Below are 20806 nucleotides of genomic sequence, written 5' to 3'. Positions count from 1 at the left end.
CCGGATAATTTACCTTTGAAAATTGACTTAAACAGTTCTTTAAACGCAGGGTTTCGTTCTGAGAATCAGAAAGTACAGGTGCCTGCGAGAGCAAAGTCTTCCAAGCGAATACGGCAATCCCCTACCCTGTATCCGCAGTGATGTGCCTTTGAAACTGCAGATTTTATCGGTTAAAGAAACAGTCATGAGGGCTACCTGATCCAGATTCCATAAAGAGGATAAGCTGATGAAGCTGCCTCCCCCCATTCGCACCTACACTCTGGCTATTACGGGACGGGGCTACCCTTACTACCTGCATTATACTTCTCCTTTCCAATGGAAAACTATTTTACCAACCCCACCTTATACTTTCTACAAACAGCAAGGTAGACCTTTGGTTTGGTTTATGAATAAACCTGCGAAGGAGGTAGTGAAATAATACATTCACCAAAAAGCAAGAAGTTTGCTGGCAATGAATTACCGGGGCCCGCTACGGGTTCGTATCGACCAAAAGCCTATGCCTGAGATCGAGCATCCGGAGGATGCCATTGTGCGGGTAACGCGTTCCTGCATCTGCGGGTCTGACCTGCACCTGTACAATGGCCTGGTACCGGATACACGTATAGGCTATACGTTTGGGCATGAGTTCGTAGGGTAGTAAAAGAGTTTGGTTCGGAGTTACGATTAAAGGATGGGGCGTGGATGCAGCCCCCCAAAATGGACCAACCTATCCGAATATTCGCCGGACTGACGAAGAGCAGAAATGCTACCACTGGGAGCGCCCCACGCAGCAGCCCATCACGACGGAAATACTTCATTCCGATGAACGACCCAACGTAACGGCCGTTTTTGGAACGCCTCTTGCGCCCAAGGGACTAAGTGGCAAAATCCGGCGGTATGCCTTCCAGTATAGCGAAAACAGCTATGGTCATTGGTTACTGCCACTTCTGGCCGACCGCGTCGATGAAATAGAAAGGAACAATTGTTATAATATTTTCTGACTAATCCACACGAGAAGGGGCTGATTTCTGATGATTGAATCAGGTAATTAGCCCCGTTTTTTTAATTGTTGGCAGATTAAAATGAGCATTCGGCTTAAGTATTCCACCAAAGTTTTGATACCAAACCTAAGAAAGCACCGGGTACCCGGTGCTTTCTTGGGTTTAGAAATTTGCATGATATCCTAAATCCAAATGAAAAATATTCATCAGTCAGGAAGTGCTTTTGTTTCACCCCAACAAGCATCAATAAAAGTCAAGGTCTATGAGGTGATAGGCAGTTACTCAAGGTGGCACATCAGTACCAGTACCGCCCGACCCTGCACACATACCGAACTTCCCTGTGAAAATGCCTGTGAGTCTTCCCCGATGAACCCATCGCTTGTGTCGAGAACCTTGTGCCAGCCCCGCCCGCACTTTTCAGCGGGGAGAATGTAGTCCAGCGGCTGGTCATGCGCGTTGAAAATCAAATAAAAACTGTCGTCGGTAATTCTCTCACCCATCTCATTCTCACAACGAATACCCTTGCCGTTCAGATAAATACCAAGCGATTTGGCCAGGTCGTTCGCCCAGTGTTCTTCTGTAATCAAATCGCCTTCGGGTAGGTACCACCTGATGTCTTCTATTTCGGATCCCCTTACCGGCAGACCTTGAAACCAGCGCCTGCGTCTGAAGGTAGGATGCTCCCTGCAGAACCAAATCAGACGCTTTGTAAATTCAAGAAGCGAACGGTCGGCTCCCTCCCAATCAATCCATGAAATCTCATCGTCGTGGCAATATGCATTGTTATTGCCTTGTTGGGTTTTACCGAGCTCATCACCGGCTACAAGCATGGGTACCCCTTGTGACAGGAACAAAGTCGTCAGCATGTTCCGTTTTTGCTTGTTTCTCAGGTTAATGATATCCTGATCATCAGTTGGTCCTTCGACCCCGCAATTCCATGAATTATTGTCGTTGGCACCGTCGCGGTTATCCTCGCCGTTGGCTTCATTATGCTTTTCATTGTAACTCACCAGATCATGAAGGGTAAAACCGTCATGGGCGGTAATTAAATTGATGCTAGCCGTGGGACTCCGGTATCCACCCTGGTATAAATCCGCGCTACCTGTGAACCGCTGGGCAAATTCCGCCAATTTGCTTTCTGCGCCCCGCCAGTAATCGCGTACACAATCCCGAAAGCGGTCATTCCATTCGGCCCAGCCGGGAGGGAATTTGCCCACCATGTAGCCATCCTCGTGGATGTCCCACGGTTCGGCAATGAGTTTTACCTGGGAAATAACCGGATCCTGATGGATAATGTTGAAGAAAGAGCCCAGCGTGTCGGTCTCATGCAGAGTCCTGGCCAGAGACGAGGCCAGATCAAAGCGGAACCCGTCAACATGCATCTCTGTGACCCAATACCTGAGGCTATCCATGATCAATCCGAGCACAAAAGGAAGCCTCGCGTTCAGCGTGTTGCCTGTTCCTGTGTAATCCATGTAGAAACGGCAGTCTTCCGGGCTGAGCCTATAATAGGATGAATTGTCGATGCCCTTGAAAGAAAGGGTGGGACCCAGATGGTTGCCTTCGGCGGTATGGTTATAAACTACATCGAGGATCACCTCGATACCAGCCTCGTGCAGGGCCTTAACCATGTTCTTGAATTCGGTCACCTGTTCTCCCAACGTCCCGCTGCTGCTGTACCGGACATCGGGTGCAAAGAAATTAAGGGTATTGTACCCCCAGTAATTTGTCAACCCTTTTTCAAGCAGGTGCCGGTCGGCGACAAAATGGTGAACGGGAAGAAACTCAATGGCAGTAATGCCAAGCTCCTTCAAATACTCAATAGTGACAGGATGAGCCACACCCGCATAAGCCCCCCGTATTTCCTCAGGAATGTCGGGATGCAGCCTGGTCAGGCCATTTACGTGTGCTTCATAAATAATGGTTTCATGATAGGGTATCTTGGGTAGTTCATCCCCCTCCCAATCAAATTGCTGATTGATGACAACCGATTTTGGTACATAGGGCGCGCTATCGGAGGTACTGAAGCTCATATCCTGCTCCTCACTCCCGATCTCGTAAGCAAAAAGCGAGTCATCCCATTCAATGGTGCCTGACAGCGCTTTTGCATAAGGATCAATGAGCAGTTTATTTGGGTTGAATCTATGCCCGTTTTGGGGCTCATAAGGTCCATGAACGCGGTAGCCATATAGCTGGCCGGGGCCCAGGCCCACCACATACACATGCCAGACATGATGGGTGACCTCCTGAATTTCTATTTTTACATTTTCAATCTGTGCTTGCTGGTTTTCAAAAAGACAAAGTTCGATGCTATGGGCGTTTTCAGAGAATAGGGCAAAATTAACCCCATTGCCATCCCAGCTCGCCCCAAGCGGATAAGGTTTTCCGGGTCTTACTTCAAGGGTCCTCTGCGTCTCCGGGTACTCAATTTGGTTATCTATAAATAGATCCATGATTTGATGATTATGTTATGGTGGGATATCTTTATTCGGGTTCTTGATTTTAAAAACTCATACCAGCCAATATCCTGGCATGAGCCTTGAAAAATCATGGGCTTTTCACTTCCGCCCGGCCATGGGTGTTACCGTAAAAATTGCAAGATTCAGTCCCGGTCATACAGCACCGTCCATTGGGCCAGATCCGTTTCGGTGGCTTTGTCGAGTTGTCCGGGCAACAAACGCCAGGCCCAGTTGTCATTACCGGTTCCGGGGCTATTCATCTTAGCGGATTCATCCAATCCCAGCGCGTCCTGAGCGGGCAGAATGGCCGTCTCGGCCACGGATGAATAGACCAGCCTGGCAGCTAACCGGCCTATGTTCAACTCGTCTACCGCAGTTCCGGCATAGGTTTCAAATCGGTTGCGCGTTGCTTCGTCAGCATCCTTCCGGTACCAGCCGACCATTGTATTGTTGTCGTGTGTCCCGGTGTAGGCAATAAAATTCGGAGAGTAAGCGTGCGGAATATGATCGGATTGGGGCATGTTTTCATCGAAGGAAAACTGCAGCACCTTCATCCCGGGCAGCCGGAACTGATCGCGCAATGCATAAACTGCCGGACTTATTTCGCCCAGATCTTCCGCAATAAAAGGCAGCTTCCCCAGGGCTTGCTCCACGGCCTGAAAGAACTCAGCATCCGGACCGGCTTCCCATTTACCGTTTGAAGCCACTTTTTCTCCACCCGGCACAACCCAGTAATCCACAAAAGCTCGGAAGTGATCCAGTCGTACAAGGTCAAACAGCTCGACATTTTTTTTCAGGCGATGTATCCACCACTGATAGCCGTCCTCCTTGTGTTTTTTCCAGGCAAAAACCGGCATTCCCCAAAGTTGCCCCGTGGCCGAAAAGGCATCGGGTGGTACCCCCGCAATGCCGGCAATTTTCCCATCCTCATCGAGCATGAAAAGATCCCGGTTTGACCACACATCCGACGAATTGTAGCTGACATAGAAAGGCATGTCGCCCAGTAGTTTGATATCCAGATTATGGCAGTAGTTCTTCAATGATTTCCATTGTGTATCGAACACAAATTGCACCCATTTGACGAACCTGATAGCCTCGGCGTTTTCAGTTGAAAATACGCTCAACGACCCGGCATCTCTGAGACGATACTGTTCCTCCCACTCTGTCCACGGTTTTTGATTGTGCTGGTTACGCAGCACCATATAGAGCGAAAAATCTTCCAGCCATTGCTCGTTTTCCAGGCAGAACTTCTCAAAATTCCTGGTAGCCGATTCGTCTTTTTTGCTCTTGAAGTTACCGTACGCTTTTTCCAGAAGTTCATTCCTGACTTGCTCCGCTTTTTCAAAATCCACTTTCGAACTCTCAGGCAGTTGGTAATCGGCCAGGTCCACGCCGTCAAGAAGCCCTGCCTCTGCCAGTAGTTCTGGACTGATCAGCAACGAATTGCCTGCCTGACTGGAGAGGGCGCTGTAAGGAGAATGCCCCTGCCCGCTTTCGGTGGGGTTCAAAGGCAGCAACTGCCAGACCCGCTGCTTGCTCCGGTTCAGGAAGTCAGCAAAGCGGTAGGCTTCCGGTCCCAGATCACCAATTCCGAAGGGGGAACTGAGCGACGAAATGTGTAGCAAAATACCGGCACGGCGCTTGTTTACCGGCTTCACGCCTTTAAGGATTGCGGCCGGAAACCGTTGGAAAAGGCCTGCCACTGGTATCTTGTCCTGGTAGGTCTCCTGCGTGCCATTCAGTACAAGCTCCCAGGGAGAATCCAGCCGGGGAGGCAGGGCGATTTTGGTATCCTGCCAGTCTATACCGAAAAAATCGGTTTGCTGCGCCCGGCAAACGGAGGCCGTTTGCAAAGGTACCGCCACAATCAGGGCGGTTTGCCGGTGTACCCTCGCAAAAGCGAAAACGCGTTCTTTCAACGCCCCCTCTACTTTTAAGGGAATGTAGCTTCCTTCTGAAAATAAGCGCGCGTTCTGTCGCCGCAAATGAAACAGTTGCCGGGTAAGCCAGAGTTTGATTCCGGCATCGTGGCGATCTTGCCAGAGTTGCTTCAACAGATCCTGCTGATCATCCGTTTTTTCAAATTTGGCCAGCAATTGTTTTCTCTTCGCAAAATCCACCGGCCGGCGATTGTCAGGATCCACCAGACTGAAATCCCAGAGTTCGCAACCCTGGTAGACATCCGGCGTTCCCGGCAAAGTGAATTTCAGGAGCGTCTGTGCCAATGAATTGATGATGCCGAACTCAGCGACATCCTGATGGAAACGGGCGAAGTCTTGCCAGAAAGGACTTTTTTTATCGAGTAGCGAGCGGGCAAAGCGTTTGGCACCGTCCTCGTAGGCCTCATTCGGTTCTGCCCAGTTGGTGTGCACCTTCGCTTCCCGAAGCGCTTTCTGAATATACTCCTCCAAACGGTCGCCAAAATCTTTTTCGCCTTCCACATCGATAGGAAAAGCACCGAGAAGGGTCTGGTATAGCAGGTATTCGTCATTACTGTTGGGTATGTTCCCCGACTCTTTCAGTGGCGCATTCAGGTCCCTCCATCTACGGATGTGTTCGAAAAATTCGCTGGACAATTCAGTCAGCACATTGAGCCGTGCGCGTACGTCCTCGCCTCTTTTGGTATCGTGGGTCGAGGTGGCATTCAATCCCAGGGGCCAGTTTTTCTGGCGATTTTTCATTTTTTCATGAAAATCCTTCGTATCCAGCCCGAAGTTTTCGGGAGAATCACCCACATCATTATGACCCACAAACCGATTGTTGGTGTACATGAGCGTGTCTTCTCCACCCTTGGCCATCAGTGGCCCGGTGAACTGCATGCACCGCTGATAGAACTGAAGAACGCTGGCGTTGTATTCCGGATCACCGTAGTCCGTCCGCTCCAGAAGTACCTTTCCAAACTCGGAGACCCCTTCCGACAGCTCCGGCTGTTTTTCCTTTACCATGTTCAGAATCTGCGCCAATGCAGCCGCTTCGCTAGGGTTGAACGGCAATTCATTGCCGTAATACCGGTACACGGGGCAATGGATCAGAAATGAACCAATCACTTTTTTGAAGGTGTCGCTACCCAGGTTTTCGATCACCTCTTTTTCGACCAGGTCGAGCTCCAGAAAAAGGTGGAGCAGATTGTCCAGTTCGCCAGCCATCTGCTCGTACAGGATGCAGGACTTTTTGGCCAGCAATTGCTCCTCAAGCGTTTGGTCCGTTCCGGTCAGTTGCCGGTAAAAGTCGGAGAATAATTTTTCACTTGTGGCGTCGGTCATCAGGTTATTGACCCAGGCCAGAAACTCGTATCCCGTGGTACCCTGTATAGGCCAGTCTTCGGGTAGTTCTTCGGCGCGTTCGAGGATTTTTTCGACCACGACGAAGGTGTCTTTTCCCGCTAGCTCCCTTATTTTTGTCATATAATCAGCGGGGTCAAAAAGCCCGTCGATGTGATCGATCCGCAATCCCTGAAATACACCCTCCTGTACCAGAGATCTGGTCAGATGATGGTAGTTGGCAAAAACCTCAGGATTTTGGATATTGAGACAAATCAGCCCGTTGATGGTAAAGAAACGCCGGAAATTAATCTGCTGCTCCGTCTTCTGCCAATTGCATAACACATACGATTGCCGGTCGATCACTTTTTGCAGCAAAGCTTTGTCGGCGTTCAGTTTGTCCAGGCAAGCCTCAATGATCGCTCCTTCCGCTTGCCCTTCTTTCAGGGAAGTGAGCTGGGTCAACAGTTCGTCCCAACGGGAGGAGAAAACGGCCGAATCTTCGATTTCGTTGATTTGCCGGATCTGCGTAACGATTTGTTGCAGCGCCTGGGTACCCTGGCACAGGTCAGAATCCAGAACCAGCAGATACGATTCCGGGCTGAGCGGGTAGGTGGCGTCTTCGTATTTCAAGACAAACCGCCTGCCGTCGTACTCCACCCCGATAGTCCCTTGTTGGAGAATTTCAGTCAGGTCCGAACCCAGGAAAGGTACCATCAGTTTGCCCTGGAACAGCCGGCTGTTCCAGGCAATATCGAAATACGAGGAGTACGGCGACTGTCTTCCCTTTTCAAGCAGGTCCGTCAGCCAGGGGTTTTCGCTATGAAACGCCATGTGGTTGGGGACAATGTCCTGCAGCCAGCCCATGCCCAGCTCTTTCAACGTGTCGCTGATTGATTTCAGTTCTTCCAGCGTGCCGATCTCCGGGTCGATCTGATTCGGGTCGACGCCGTCGTACCCATGCGTACTGCCTTCCGTTGATTTAAAAACCGGGGAGGCATAGATGGTGCCAACGCCCAGGTCATGCAGGTAGGGGATCAAATCCCGCAGGTCTTTAAACGTAAAATCCTTGTGGAACTGAAGCCGGTAGGTGGCGATCGGATTATTCATGCTGATTGATGTAAAGTGTAAAAGATTCAGCCGGCAGGGTCAATAGGGACTTGCCCGAAAACGATTCCGGAATGAGGGTTTGCCCGCCCCATTGCGGGTCCGAAGAAGCCAGTAGCTTGTACCACGTCCCAGGTGTCTCAGGCACTTCGGTTTCGTGGCTTTCGGTCGAGAAATTCATAAGACAGACCACTTGCTGGTCGTGGGCCGTGCGGCGTAGAAGTATGGTTTGCTTCGATTGGTCATACCCTACGGAAACATTTTCCCTGTCCAGTTGGTAAAGGGCCGGGTATTTCTTCCGGATTGCAATTAAGGTTTTATAAAAGCCGAGCATGGTACGGTGCGGTTCTATGCCCGGCAAGTCCCACTGCAGCTTGCTGTGGTCGAATGTTTCACCGGCCATCGGATCCGGGGCCTCGCCCTCCAGGTGAAAGGCGCTGAATTCCTTTTTTCGGCCCTTTCGCACCGCTTCGGCCAGTTCGGGATCGGTATGGCTCACAAAATACTGGAAAGGGTTGGACTCGGCATACTCTTCGCCCATGAACAGCAACGGCAGGTACGGGCTCACCAGTACCGCGCCGGCCATAAGCTTGAGCATGGAGACACTGACAAGCTGGCTCGACCTTTCGCCCAGCATTCGGTTGCCCACATGATCATGGTTCTGCGAAAAAACCACGAACTGGCGGCCCGCATTGCCGGAGGATTTGATCCCAAACATTTTCTTACGATGTCCCGAGAACGTACCATCATATACGTAAGCGTCCTCGTAAGACTTCGCCAGTGAAGCCACCCCGTCGAAATCTGAATAATAGCCGGTTTTCGACTGCCCTGAACTCACTCTCAGCGCGTGGTGGAATTCGTCGATCCATTGCGCATCCATCCCGTAGCCACCCTGGTCGAATGGATTGATAAACCGGATATCGTTCAGGTCAAGCTCAACGATCAGGTAGTGCACCCGGCCGGTTTCCCGCATTAGTTGATCCACTTCCTGTTTTATCTCTTTTAAAATATGCACCGGACTGAAATCCTTGATGGCATGGACCGCATCCATCCTCAAGGCATCGATGTGAAAGTCGCGGAACCACATCAGGGCATTTTCCCGGAAAAACTTCCGAACCCCGTCGCACCAGGCATCATCAAAATTGATCGCATTTCCCCAGGGCGTGTGGTATTTGTCGGTAAAATAGTACCCAAAGTTATCGAGGTTGTTTCCTTCCGGACCGATATGATTGAAAACCACATCCAGTATGACCGCCAGGCCTTTCTGATGACACTTGTCGACCAAGTGTTGCAAGGCTTCTGCGCCGCCGTACGAATTCTGCACACAGAACGGCAACACGCCATCGTAGCCCCAGTTGCGATTCCCGGAAAACTGAGCGACCGGCATGATTTCGATGGCGGTAATTCCCAAATCGACGAGATAATCCAGCTTTGATTCCATTGCCGCAAAGGTACCCTCGCCGGTGAAGGTACCTGTGTGTACCTCATAGATGAGGTAAGACTCCAGATCGATGTTTTGCCAATCGCCATCAGTCCAGGTAAATGACTTTAAGTCGACTGCCCGGGACGAGCCATGAACGCCGTCAGGCTGTGATAAGGAAGCCGGGTCAGGAAACTCTTTGCCTTCATCGAGCACAAATACATACTCGTCTCCGGGTTTGACTTCTTCCGTTTCTACTGACCAATAGCCGTATTCTTTCTTTTCCAAAGCGATGGTACGCTGTTTGGCTGCAATCAAAAGGCTAACCGAAGAGGCTTTGGGGGCCCATAAAACGATGGATGCGGTACCCTCATTATTAAAATTCACTCCCAGCGTTCGGGCAGTGGTATTGGTCTCAATCATATTCATAGTGCGGATTATACTAATATGGCGGGTTGAACTGCTTCTGAGACCATCAATAAAATCCATGCCAGCCGCGGCCTATTTAACTTCAATAAAACTACCTGAATGTCTTGGCAAAGGTCGAGCGGTACATACACCTCCACACCCGTGGCAGGTAGGGTGAGTTTCAAGCGGCAGGCACGGACAGAGTTGGGACGGGACCCAAGCCGCAGAAACTGTATGGGCAACATGTCGTTAACCCGTGTTACTGCTGGCCCGTTGGACTAATGGACGTACCGATCTGTTCGACGCCAAGTGCGTTTCCTGCCAGCAGGAAGAAAAGGCAAACGGAAGCAAGGTGCCTAAGGCTAGTGGATGTGACGTTCATATTGGTGAAGTAGGGGTTGGGTATGCATTACATGCTATTGAGGCAATTCGCCTTTCCACGCATCCCACTTTTTTAACAACTGTTGCGCTTTTTTAGAATTGCCACCGGCCAGATTTTGTCGCTCAAATGGGTCCCGGCTGATATCGTACAGTTCGATTCTCTTCCTGTCCTTGTCCGCCAAAAGCTTCCAGTTGCCCTCTCTGATCGCGCTGGTTACCCAGCTGTTCTGGCGGTACGGATCGTCGCCTGCGTAGGGGAATCGCCATTCCCAGAAAAGGGGCTTCGACCTTTTGAAAGGCTTGTTACTAAATATAGCCGCAAAGCTCTCTCCATCGGGCTGGTAGTCGGCTGGCAGACGCCTGCCGGCCAATGCACAGAAGGTAAGGAGCAAGTCTACCGTGGACAAGACTGTGGTACTATCCACCCTGCCCGCCGGAATATGCCCTGGCCATCGCATGATTAAAGGTACCTTCACTCCCCCATCGAATACATCCGTTTTGCGCCCCTTCAAACCCGCAGTCGAGCCGGCGATCCGGGCGGGGGCATAGTTGGCCGGACCGTTGTCGCTGCTAAAAATCACCAATGTGTTCTCGTCCAACCCCATTTCTGTCAGGGCCTTCATGAGACGCCCGACATGATAATCGGCGTCCGACAGTACGGCGTAGTAGGTTTCCTTGTCGGGTATAAGCCCTTTGAACGGTTTCCGCTGTGCTTCGGTTGGAGCCAGCGGCGTGTGGGGATCCTTCAACCACAGGTTTACGAACAGGGGAGCCTTGCCTTTTCTTCTATTCAGAAAATCAATCGTGACATCCACCGCAATTTTACTGGAATTCTGGATCCATACCGTGTCATCATCCATGTAGCGGGTGGTGGGCCAAAGCCGGTCGCCGTTCCAGGTGGGGCCATTGCCATTCCAGACCCGCGTTTCGTCATAGCCGTATTGCCGGGGCTCGGGAGCTGAAAGGTCCCCGTGGGGCAACCCGCCGCCTCCCAGGTGCCACTTGCCAAAGTGAGCCGTTGCGTAGCCCGCCCGCTGCATTTCGCGGGGCAGGCACACCGGCAGGTTTTCATCCAGCCAATTGGGCATACCCCTACGGGCATTGACTTCGTTTCCTGCAAAATGGCCGTGGATGCGATGCCGGGCCGGAAAATGGCCCGTAATCACCGAACTTCGACTGGGCGAACACACGCCGCTGGTTACGTGAAATTGCGTGTACCGGGTACCCTGAGTCGCGAGCTTATCCAGGTTAGGAGTAGAAACTTCTTTGTTTCCATAGCAGCCCAGATCGCCAAAACCCCAGTCATCGGCGAACACAAAGATAATATTAGGCTGCTGGGCATAGGTAATGGTCGAAACTGCCAGTACCAGGAAAAAGCTGAGAAGCGGCCGTTTAATTACTTTGCGCCAATTTTTAACGTGGCAGTTTATCAATGGATATTCAGGAATCATAGATCATACCGAATGAAAGATCCTTATAAATTCACCAGTTGAGGGGTCAGGTCAAGTTCATCGTGCAGTTGGGCTTGCTGCTCCAGCAGGCGCTTTTTCAGATCTTTCAGAATGGCCTTGCTGGCGGGCGCACCGGCAATGTCGTGCATTTCTTCGGGGTCCTTGACCAGATCAAAAAGCAGGACTTTGTTAGCCTCCGGGTAGACGATCATCTTGTACCGATCCCCACGAACCATGCGTTGCTGACTGGTGTAGCAGCCATAGATACTGCTGTACGGACTCTTCCGGTTCTTGTCTTTGATCATCGGCAAGAGGCTGTGGAAATAAACGTGGTCCGGCTTTTTGATTCCGGCCAGCTCGTAGGTAGAAGCCATGATGTCCTGCAAATACACATTCTGATCCCGTTTCGCTCCTTTCGGAACACCGGGGCCGCTCACGATGAGCGGCGGGCGCATGCTGTGGTCGAACATGCTTTGCTTGCCCATGAGGCCGTGGTGGCCTACCGCGAGTCCGTGGTCGGCGGTAAAGAAGATGTAGGTGTTTTCCATCTTTCCGCTTTTGCGGAGGGCGTCCAGTATGCGGCCGATCTGCTCGTCGGTGTAGGATATGCTCGCATAGTACTCCTGGATGTTCTTTTTTACGGCGTAGGGCGTGCGCGGAAAAGGAGCCAGTTGCTCGTCCCTCAGGTCCTTGCCGGCTCCCATTTCCTCCTTAAACGGATATTCATCCAGGTAGCTTAGGGGTAGCTTAATGTCGTCTACCGGATAGCGGTCTACCCAGCGCTTGGGTGCCTGCCGGGGATCATGGGGCGAATTGAACGCCAGGTACATGAAAAAAGGCGTATCCTTTTTCGAGGCCTGATCTATAAAATTGAGCGCATCATCCGCCACGACCTGTGTCCAGTGGGTACCCCCTTTCCAGAATCCTTCGTATTTAGGGTCCCAGGGCTGCCAGATGGTGTCCGTTCTGGACAAGGGCCGGTTGTACCCCGCCGGGGTTTGGTTGGGCATTCCGGGGCGCTCGTGAACTACGTGGTCGAAAATGGCGTCCGGTTTTTGTCTGACGTGCCACTTGCCCGTCATGTAGGTTTCGTAGCCCGCCTTTTTAAGCTGCTGGGGCCAGAAACCCTGTTTGGCCAGCAGCTTCGAGTAGTCCTTCTCTTCCTGATAGACATCCCAAACCGACATGCCTGTCAGCAACATGGCCCGGCTGGTCACGCATACCGCCCCGCCCCAGGCTCCCATGTTGTAGGCGTGCGTAAACGTGGTACCTTGCTGCACCAAGCCGTCCAGATGGGGCGTGATTACCTGATCATCCCCCAAGGCATGAATCGTATTGTAACGCTGGTCGTCGGTGAAAATGAAGATGATGTTGGGCTTGGCGTCCGCTGGTTTCGCGTTTTTACTGAAAACAAAACCCAGGGATACCGCCAGCAGGCAGAGGGCCGACAGGTATTTGACAATCAGTACTTTATTGTTGATCATGGGAATTGGGATTAACGGTAGTTATCTGGAATATTCTTGATCGGGATCGTCCACCCAGAGAAAGTAGGTTGCGGCGGAGCTACGGCTGGTAATCATGGCCTGCCGCACTGTTTTTAACTGATTTTTCCCAAAGCGACCATTCTGAAATGAGTGTATTGAAAAGGTCCTTATTCGTGGAGGCCGCGTTCTTTGTTTCACCCGGGTCGGTCAGCAGGTCAAACAGCTGCCATTCCGCCGTTGCGTTCTCCCGGTACAGCTTGTAACGGGTACCGATATGGGCGGCCTGACCTTCCAGCAGAAAGGAAAGGTACCTTTCTTTTGGGATAGCCGAGCGCTCTTCCCTCAGTACCTTCCGTAAGTCCGTTCCGTCATAGGGCCGGTTGAACTTGCCTATGTCTATGTTGAGCAGGGAGGCGATGGTCGGGAAATAGTCCGAGGTGAATACCGGAGCGTTGACCACCGTCCCCGCCGCAATTTGCCCGGGCCATACCATCAGTCCGGGCACGCGGATGCCCCCTTCTTTCAAGCTCCGCTTGCGACCGTCCAGACCGTAGGTGAGCCCCTGTGTTCTTTTAACGGGCACTTTGCCTTCCGGGCCATTGTCGCTTGTAAACGAAATAATCGTGTGATCCACAATTCCCAGCTTCTGCAAATGGGCACGCAATCGACCGATCTGCTCGTCCATTGCGGTAATGGCGCCATAAAATTCCTGCTGATCCTCGGATAGTCCGGCGTAGGGTTTCTTGTACTTTTCGCCCGTATATACTGGCAGGTGGGGCGTATGGAACCAGATGACCGTTAGGAAAGGCTTTTTGTCCCGAACCGCCTGGTCGATGAACGGAAGTACCCTATCCATCATGACGCGGGAATCATCACCTTCCAGGTTATCAGTGGCTATTTGACCTTCCCCCGTCCAGTAATTGGTTCCGAATGGGCTGCCCAATGGCTTGTTTCCAGCCTCCATGGCCGAGGCGGGCGGGGTTTTCATGGGGTCCCAGGTAGGTACCTTGGATTCGGTCACGAAGCTCACATCCACACCGTGCTCCCAGGGGGGCGCGTATTCATGAAAAAATTCGGGATTTCCTCCGCGGTTGGCGTCGGGGATGGTTTTGGAGAGGGTACCCAGGTGCCATTTTCCGAAATGCCCCGTGGTGTATCCTGAGGGTTTTACAAGCTCAAAGAGGGTGATTTCCTCTTTTTTCAAATGCCCGCAATTGGCATAGCAAATCCCCATGCGTTCGGGATTCCGGCCGGTCAGGAAACTGGCCCTTGTGGGGGAGCAAACCGCGGATCCCGAATAAGCCCGGGTGAAGCGCGCCCCCTCCCGGGCCATCCGGTCCAGATTGGGGGTTTGCAGATACGGATGCCCGTTGTAGCCTGTATCCCCCCAGCCCTGATCGTCGGACATGATCAGGATGATGTTGGGCCGCTTCGAGGTTTCGGAGGCATCCCCTTGGCGATTCTGGCTGAATGCGGTGAATGCATTCAGCCAGAAAAATAAGAATATTACAACGCCTGGCAACTTACTATTCATCATAAAACGATGCTCTCAATCCAGGTACTTAGGGAATGATGAAGACTCCAATATTACCAACCCGGATTTTGAGTTAATTTCGGATTAAGTCCCAATTCATCAAGTGGGAGCGGCAGGAGGTAGTTTTTGGTTTCGTCAAACGTACGTCCCCCCGGAAGCGACTTCCCGTAGGGTAGAATGTACCCCCCGCTATTGACAAACACGCTGTTGCCCACTACGGCTTTGGGGTATTGGCTTTGGATGAACTTCATGCCCAGCACGGGCTTGTTGAGCAATCGGCCCGCCTTCCAACGCACCAGGTCTTCAAAACGAAGCCCCTCAATGGCCAACTCTACCCGCCTTTCACGCCTTATTTCGTCCAACACCACCGGGATTTCGGGAAAGTCGGAATTCTGGTCTTTTACGAGATTGCCGACCACCATGGGCGGCATACCTGCCCGCTTGCGCAACAGGTTTACCGTTTTGTCAAGTACCTCCTGGGTAGCCTGCCCCATTTCCGCCCTGGCTTCGGCATTGATCAGCAGTACCTCGGCATAGCGGTAGATGGGGGCATCCAGGATACCGTTCTGGATTCGCACAAACTCAGTTTGGTCGGGTACCCAGTACTTGGCCAGCTGGTACCCGGTGGGCACGATGCCCACCCCGCTGAATCCGGAACCGGGTATGGCCGGACCACCGTACCCCGCCTGTATGCCCGTACCCGGAGATACCACCGTTTGGGTCAGGCGGGGGTCGCGGTTTTTCATTTCGGCCTGGATACTCTGATCGCCCTGGTAAAGCGGGCTCTGCGAAATGGGCTTTCCGTCGCTGGCGAGATAGGACTCAACCAGCGATTTGGAGATACTGGTGTTGAAATTATTGAGCTGAACATTCCAGGAAGTGGCGGTTCCGAGCAGGCCGGTTTCGTACGCCTTGTAAAACAGAATTTCTTTATTGGCACTCAAATCCAGGGAATTAAATAACGAAGCATAATCTGACTCCGGTTTTCCGGTAGAATGAATCTGATAATGCTGCTCATTGATGATCTGGTCGGAAGCCGCGATGGCTTCCTGCAGAAACTTCTCACCACCGGCAATTCCCCGGTACTTTCTGAAGGTACCCTCAAAAAGACAAATCCGGGCTTTCAGAAGCAGGGCAATATCCTTATTGATCCGGCCCGCTTCGGCCTGACTTTTGGCCGGCAGTGTGGCAATGGCCTTATTGATCGTTACCAGGATCGAATCCATCACCAACACCCTGCTGTCACGGGGGGCATAAAGCTCGGGAGAGTTGGTGGTCAGATCTTTGGATAGCCAGGGTACTTCCCCAAAATCAACCACTTTGTTGTAATAGTCCCGGGCTTTGAAGAACCGGACTTCTCCGGCGTACCTGTCCTTGATTTCCTGGCTGACCGGGGTCTGGTTATAACGGCTTAAAAAATAATTGGCCGACCGGACGGTAGTCCAGTTCCAGCCGCCTCCCGAGGTAGGGACGATATTTTTCCCGGCCGCCACCAGATCAAAATTCAGGGGTACCATGTTGTCACTCTGGTGGTCGCCCGTGATGATGGGACTGGCAGCGGTTGCGGTGTTATGGCCCGTAAAGCTCTGGTAAAAGGAGTTGGCGTACTGTTTGAGTTCGGTTTCGTTGTGCCAGAAATTACTTTCATTCAACGAGTCCGTGGGAATCCGATCCAGGAAGTCATCCGAACAGGATGTGGCTGCAAGAAGGCTCACAGCCGTTATCAATTTCAAATATCTGCTATTCATGATTGAAAGAGTTATAAGGATAGTTGAATACCAAATGAAACGACCCGCTGTAAGGGGTAGAATACCCCCACATCTCCCGAGCCGGTGACTTCGGGGTCGAAGTTGCCTTTCAATTTGGTGTACTCCCAAAGGTTCTGGCCCGTCACGTAGATCCGGGCCTGGGTGAGATGGATCTTCTGAAGGACGTTCTGAGGCACCGAGTAGCCCAGCGAGATATTTTTCAGGCGCATATAGGCCGAACTCTGAAGAAAGCGGGTTTGCGGCAAGATATTGAACGAGGAGCCCCCCTTATAAATGGGATAGTACGCATCGGGATTCTCCGGTGACCAGGCGTTTTTATACACTTCTCTGGTACCCACGGCGGCACCATTGTTGATCGCTCCCCAGAAATAATTTCCGCTGGGCACGAAATCCCGTTTGCCTACCCCCTGCAGTAACAGGCTGAAATCGAAATTGAACCACGAAAGGTTACCCGTAATGCCGTACTGATACTTCGGCGTCGTGTTGCCGATGATGCGCTGGTCGCCCGGATCGGTGATTGTATTGGCACCCCGGGTTATCAGATTGTCACCATTCAGGTCGGTATACTGGATGTCTCCGGCGCTCCAGCGGCCCGAGTTACCCAATTGATCCTGATTGGCGGCACTTTTCACGGCATCGTTGGTCTGGAAAATCCCCGTAGTTTCAAAGCCCCAGATTTCTCCGATGTCGCGGCCTACGTAGTTATTGGAAATGAGACCGCTGGGATTGTTGTCGAACTTTGTAATGACAGCCTGGTAGTTGGAGAGAACCAGACCGAGGTCGTACCTCAATGGCTTGGAGAACTGGGCTTTGCCGTTCCACTTGGCACTCAGCTCGAAGCCGGTCGTTTGCAGCTCAGCGCCGTTGCGCTGGGGTACGGCGGTGCCGAGTACGGCCGGGAGCCGGTCGCCCGCCACCAGCATACCGGAGGTGGTCCGGCGGTACCAGTCGAAGCCGAGGTCAAGTTTTCCCCACAGGTTCGCATCGGCCCCGAAATCAAGCGTTGACACTTTTTCCCAGGTCAGGTCGGGACTCACCAGTCCCGGGGCGGTTATCCCCAAAGGTAGGGTCCCGTTCATGATAAAGGGTACCTGCTGCGTGATGCCGAATAAAGCTACATAGGGGAAATTCGTCGATAGGAGCTGGTTTCCCAGACTACCATAGGAAGCCCGAATTTTGAGATCGTGCACGGTGCGTTCCAGCGGCTTCATGAAGCTCTCTTTCGAAACCCGCCAACCGGCCGAGATAGAAGGGAAATAGCCGAACCGGCGACCGGCTGGAAAGCGGGAGGTACCGTCGTACCGGCTGTTGAACTCGACCAGATACTTACCCAGATACGCATAGTTGAAACGACCGAAAATACCCCGGATCGCCCAGGAAGTCTGATCGTCGGAAGTTGTGAGGAGACCCGTGGTCAGATTCAGCACGGGTACACTGCCGCTGATCAGATCCTGCCGTTTGGTAGTATATCCTTTCATGTCGTACCATTCCTGATTATAGCCGACCAGGGCAGAAATGGTATGCTTCTGGTTGATGACCGTACCGTAGTCGGCAAACAGGTTGGTGGCGAAGTAATCTGACGAGGTGAAGTCACGCTGCACAAAGGAGGGCGACGTGCCGGAGATTTGCGGAATCCAGGTGTCGCGGATATAGGGAAAGGCCACCTGGTGTTCCTTGATGTGCTGCCGGACGGAGGTATACGAAAAATTACCACTGATCTTCAGGCCGCGCATCACGTCGGCACTGGCATTGACGCTATACACTCCCGTAGTGGCATCCTTGACTTTACGGGAACCGCTGTTGAGGAAGTTGGAGAAGTTTTCGGTAGCGATCCCCTCGCCCACCGGTGACCCAGCGGGGGTTTTAGGAGGAAACAGAACCTGCGGCTCACCCCTTGTCATTTGCTCCCACCAGTCCGATCCCTTGTTGGGGTACTTATGGGGCTCGTCGTAGCCCGTGGCAATAAAGTTGACCTTGGCACCAACGTTGAGCCATTCAGTCAGGTCGGTGCTTACGTTGGTGGCAAAATTGTAGCGCTTGAAAACATCGGTGGAGGATTTGAACAAACCTTCCTGCCTGAGTGACCCCGCCGATACGTAATAGGACGTTTTGGCGTTGCCTCCGTTCAGACTGAGCGTATGGTTGTTACCCGGTGCCCAGGGCTGGACCATTTGCTCAATCACGTTATTGGAGGCGTTCCAAAATATCTTGCCATTGGGCAGGATATGGTAGCTGGGATTATTGACCGGATCGTTTGCGTAGTCATTCACCCACTTTATCTGATCGTCGGAGTATTTCTGGCTGCCATTCACGTTGCGTTGCGCTACATTCTGTGACTCTAGAAAGTCCTGGGTGCTCAAAAGATCAGGGAGGTAGGTAGGGCGGTTGAACTGCATGCTTCCCGAGTAGCTGATGACGGGCTTCCGGTCCTTGCTTCCTTTTTTGGTGGTGACGAGGATGACCCCGAATGCCCCGCGGGCTCCATAAATAGCCGCGGAGGCGGCATCCTTGAGAACCGTGATGCTCTCCACATCCGCTGGGTTCAGCAGATTCATATCCATTTGAATACCATCCACCAGTACCAGCGCACTGCCACCCGTAAGGGAAGTGGTACCCCGTATGTTAAAAGTCGGATTGGCATCGGGATTTCCATTCGGATTGGTGACGTTCAGGTTGGGAATAAGCCCCTGCAGGGCCTGCCCCAATTTGGTGACTGGGCGGCTCGTCAGCGCTTCGCCACTTATTTGGGCGATGGCCCCCGTAACGTTCTCGCGTTTTTTGGTTCCATACCCCACCACTACGACCTCCTCCAGCGCTTTGAGGTCTGGCAGGAGTTTCACATCAATTGTTGTCCTGTTATCAATGACGACCTCCTGATTGGCGTAGCCCACAAAAGAAAAAACCAGCGTATTGTTGTCATTTTCCACATTGAGTCGGAAGGCACCATTGACATCGGTGGTTGTACCTCGCGTGGTACCCTTCACCACCACACTAACCCCGGGCAGCGGTTCATTGGTGTCGGAGCCTTTGACGGTTCCTGTGATCGTTCTGTCTTCAATCACAATTTTTTCTAAATCTGCCTGGCTGATAGCACCGTCGCCAGTCGACTTAGACTCAAATGAGGAGGCCTTGCCGGGATCGGCTTCGACGTCTTTGGGGCGCTTGGCCTCTTTATCTACAATCACCGTATACGAGGTACGGTTAATTTTTTTGTATTTCAAACCAAAAGGCCTCAGCAGCTTCTCCAGGTTTTGTTCCAGACTACGGCCCTTGTCCACCCGGCCCGGGTCAACCTTCAGGCCATCCACAGTTCTGGGTTCAAACAGGATATCGGCCCGGTAATGCGCTTTGAGGCCAGCCAATACTTCCCCTAAGGGACGGTAGGCAGTCTGCGAGCTGGCTTTGGATTCTGACACTGTTTGGGCCAGGGCCAGCGTCTGGGCCCTGGACGGCAGCGACGTGAGCAACAGCAGGGTATGCATTCCCAGCAGGGACGCAGTGCGTAGGTGTTTCAACATGCTATTTTGGGTTAAGGGTTAGGTTTAATTTTCAGAGAGCCGGATGGTGTCTGACTCCCGGACAATGCTGATGTCCAGTAGATCGGAAATAGTCTGCAGCAGCTCGTCGAGATTATTAGCCCGGAAAGACCCCATCAGCTCCCGCCGGGCGAGTTCGGGCGAGCTAATCTCCACCTTGAGGCCATAAGTTTCCTCCAGCATCTGGGCGACCTCGCCCAGCTTGGTCTGCTCGAAGACAAACCTCTTTTCCTGCCAAATGGACAAATCAGTGTAGGAGGTGGCCTGGCGAAGCGTGGGTTGGTTCTGTTGATCGAAAGACACCAGCTCCCCGGGCTTCATTACCAGTTGCTTTGATTTCTTACCATCCTGGTAGTTAACCTGCACCTTACCGCGGTTCAGAACAACCCGCGCACCCCGGCTGCGGGAGAACACCGAGAACTCCGTACCCAGCACGACCACTTCGAAGCCTTTTCCAGTCCTGACGACGAATTTGCGGTTGTCATGGGTATGCTTGACGGTAAAACTGGCTTCCCCGTCCAGGTCGACTTCCCGCGAGGAGGTTCCGAACCCCCAGCGCGGCACCATCAGCCTGGAACTGGCGTTGAGCGTCACCAGGCTGCCGTCTGCCAGGACAAATCTCCGGATCTCCCCATTAGAGGTCTGATAACTTTTGGAAAGCAGGATGTTTTTATTGAGCCAGAGTCCCGCCGCTACAAGAAGAAGGGCAACAGCGGCCGCCATGGAAACCGTCCACCACCTCCTGGGTAGCTTGAACCGCCTCTCCCCAAGCGCGCGCCCAGCCTGATCGTCCTGACGGGGATTGGTACGAATATATCTCAGGTAACCTTCAACAAGCAGCTTACTGTCGGGCTGGTACTCGGGATTGCTATTTTCCCATTCTTCCAGCCACATGTAGTACAACTCCTCGTTGCCTTCAGTCTTCAGCCAATCATCAATCTGCCTGCGCTGCAGGGGCGTTGCCTTGTTGGCGAAGTGATCAAATATGAGTTCTCGTGTTATCTCTGCTTCCATGCG

The 20806-nt window shown here is 52.4% G+C and carries 11 protein-coding genes and 1 pseudogene; 2 read left to right on the top strand and 10 right to left on the bottom strand.

All coding sequences use genetic code 11. From position 1 onward, the window contains the following. Positions 1 to 442: 442 nt before the first annotated feature. Positions 443 to 634, top strand: a pseudogene (locus tag IE117_RS15750) (alcohol dehydrogenase catalytic domain-containing protein); the annotation flags it as partial. A gap of 43 nt (positions 635 to 677) precedes the next feature. Further along, on the top strand, positions 678 to 980 hold the full coding sequence (locus tag IE117_RS15745; protein ID WP_189565992.1) for a hypothetical protein: 303 nt from the start codon (positions 678 to 680) through the stop codon (positions 978 to 980). A gap of 278 nt (positions 981 to 1258) precedes the next feature. On the opposite strand, the gene glgX is transcribed toward IE117_RS15745, so the two are convergent. The 10 genes from glgX to IE117_RS15700 form a co-directional block, all read right to left on the bottom strand. Continuing rightward, positions 1259 to 3433 carry a glycogen debranching protein GlgX gene (glgX, locus tag IE117_RS15740; RefSeq protein WP_189565452.1) on the bottom strand — a complete coding sequence of 725 codons (2175 nt, stop codon included), beginning with the start codon at positions 3431 to 3433 and terminating at the stop codon, positions 1259 to 1261. Positions 3434 to 3582: 149 nt separating this feature from the next. Then, positions 3583 to 7809 carry a malto-oligosyltrehalose synthase gene (gene treY / locus IE117_RS15735; RefSeq protein WP_189565451.1) on the bottom strand — a complete coding sequence of 1409 codons (4227 nt, stop codon included), beginning with the start codon at positions 7807 to 7809 and terminating at the stop codon, positions 3583 to 3585. Next, entirely contained in the window at positions 7802 to 9655 is a 1854-nt protein-coding gene (gene treZ / locus IE117_RS15730; protein ID WP_374757969.1) for a malto-oligosyltrehalose trehalohydrolase, read from the bottom strand. The genes treY and treZ overlap by 8 nt, the downstream gene beginning before the upstream one ends. Before the next feature lie 238 nt (positions 9656 to 9893). Further along, positions 9894 to 10016: a hypothetical protein gene (locus IE117_RS26420; RefSeq protein ID WP_262893110.1), complete on the bottom strand. Its 123-nt coding sequence runs from the start codon at positions 10014 to 10016 to the stop codon at positions 9894 to 9896. A gap of 34 nt (positions 10017 to 10050) precedes the next feature. Continuing rightward, complete coding sequence (locus tag IE117_RS15725; protein WP_189565450.1) at positions 10051 to 11448, bottom strand: sulfatase family protein; 1398 nt, start codon at positions 11446 to 11448, stop codon at positions 10051 to 10053. Between the two features lie 41 nt (positions 11449 to 11489). Continuing rightward, positions 11490 to 12950, bottom strand: a complete 1461-nt coding sequence (locus IE117_RS15720; RefSeq protein ID WP_189565449.1) for a sulfatase family protein — start codon at positions 12948 to 12950, stop codon at positions 11490 to 11492. A gap of 79 nt (positions 12951 to 13029) precedes the next feature. Beyond that, on the bottom strand, positions 13030 to 14487 hold the full coding sequence (locus IE117_RS15715) for a sulfatase family protein (RefSeq protein WP_229581004.1): 1458 nt from the start codon (positions 14485 to 14487) through the stop codon (positions 13030 to 13032). A gap of 50 nt (positions 14488 to 14537) precedes the next feature. After that, entirely contained in the window at positions 14538 to 16232 is a 1695-nt protein-coding gene (locus IE117_RS15710) for a RagB/SusD family nutrient uptake outer membrane protein (protein WP_189565448.1), read from the bottom strand. A gap of 11 nt (positions 16233 to 16243) precedes the next feature. Next, the gene (locus tag IE117_RS15705) at positions 16244 to 19771 is read right to left on the bottom strand and encodes a SusC/RagA family TonB-linked outer membrane protein (protein ID WP_189565447.1); all 3528 of its coding nucleotides are present in this window, start codon (positions 19769 to 19771) and stop codon (positions 16244 to 16246) included. A gap of 24 nt (positions 19772 to 19795) precedes the next feature. Further along, positions 19796 to 20803 carry a FecR family protein gene (locus tag IE117_RS15700; RefSeq protein WP_189565446.1) on the bottom strand — a complete coding sequence of 336 codons (1008 nt, stop codon included), beginning with the start codon at positions 20801 to 20803 and terminating at the stop codon, positions 19796 to 19798. Positions 20804 to 20806: the final 3 nt, after the last annotated feature.

This window comes from Persicitalea jodogahamensis, assembly GCF_014651615.1.
Taxonomy (GTDB): Bacteria; Bacteroidota; Bacteroidia; order Cytophagales; family Spirosomataceae; genus Persicitalea; species Persicitalea jodogahamensis.
Note: the sequence above shows the minus strand (reverse complement) of the source record. Positions and strands in the feature narration are given on the sequence as shown.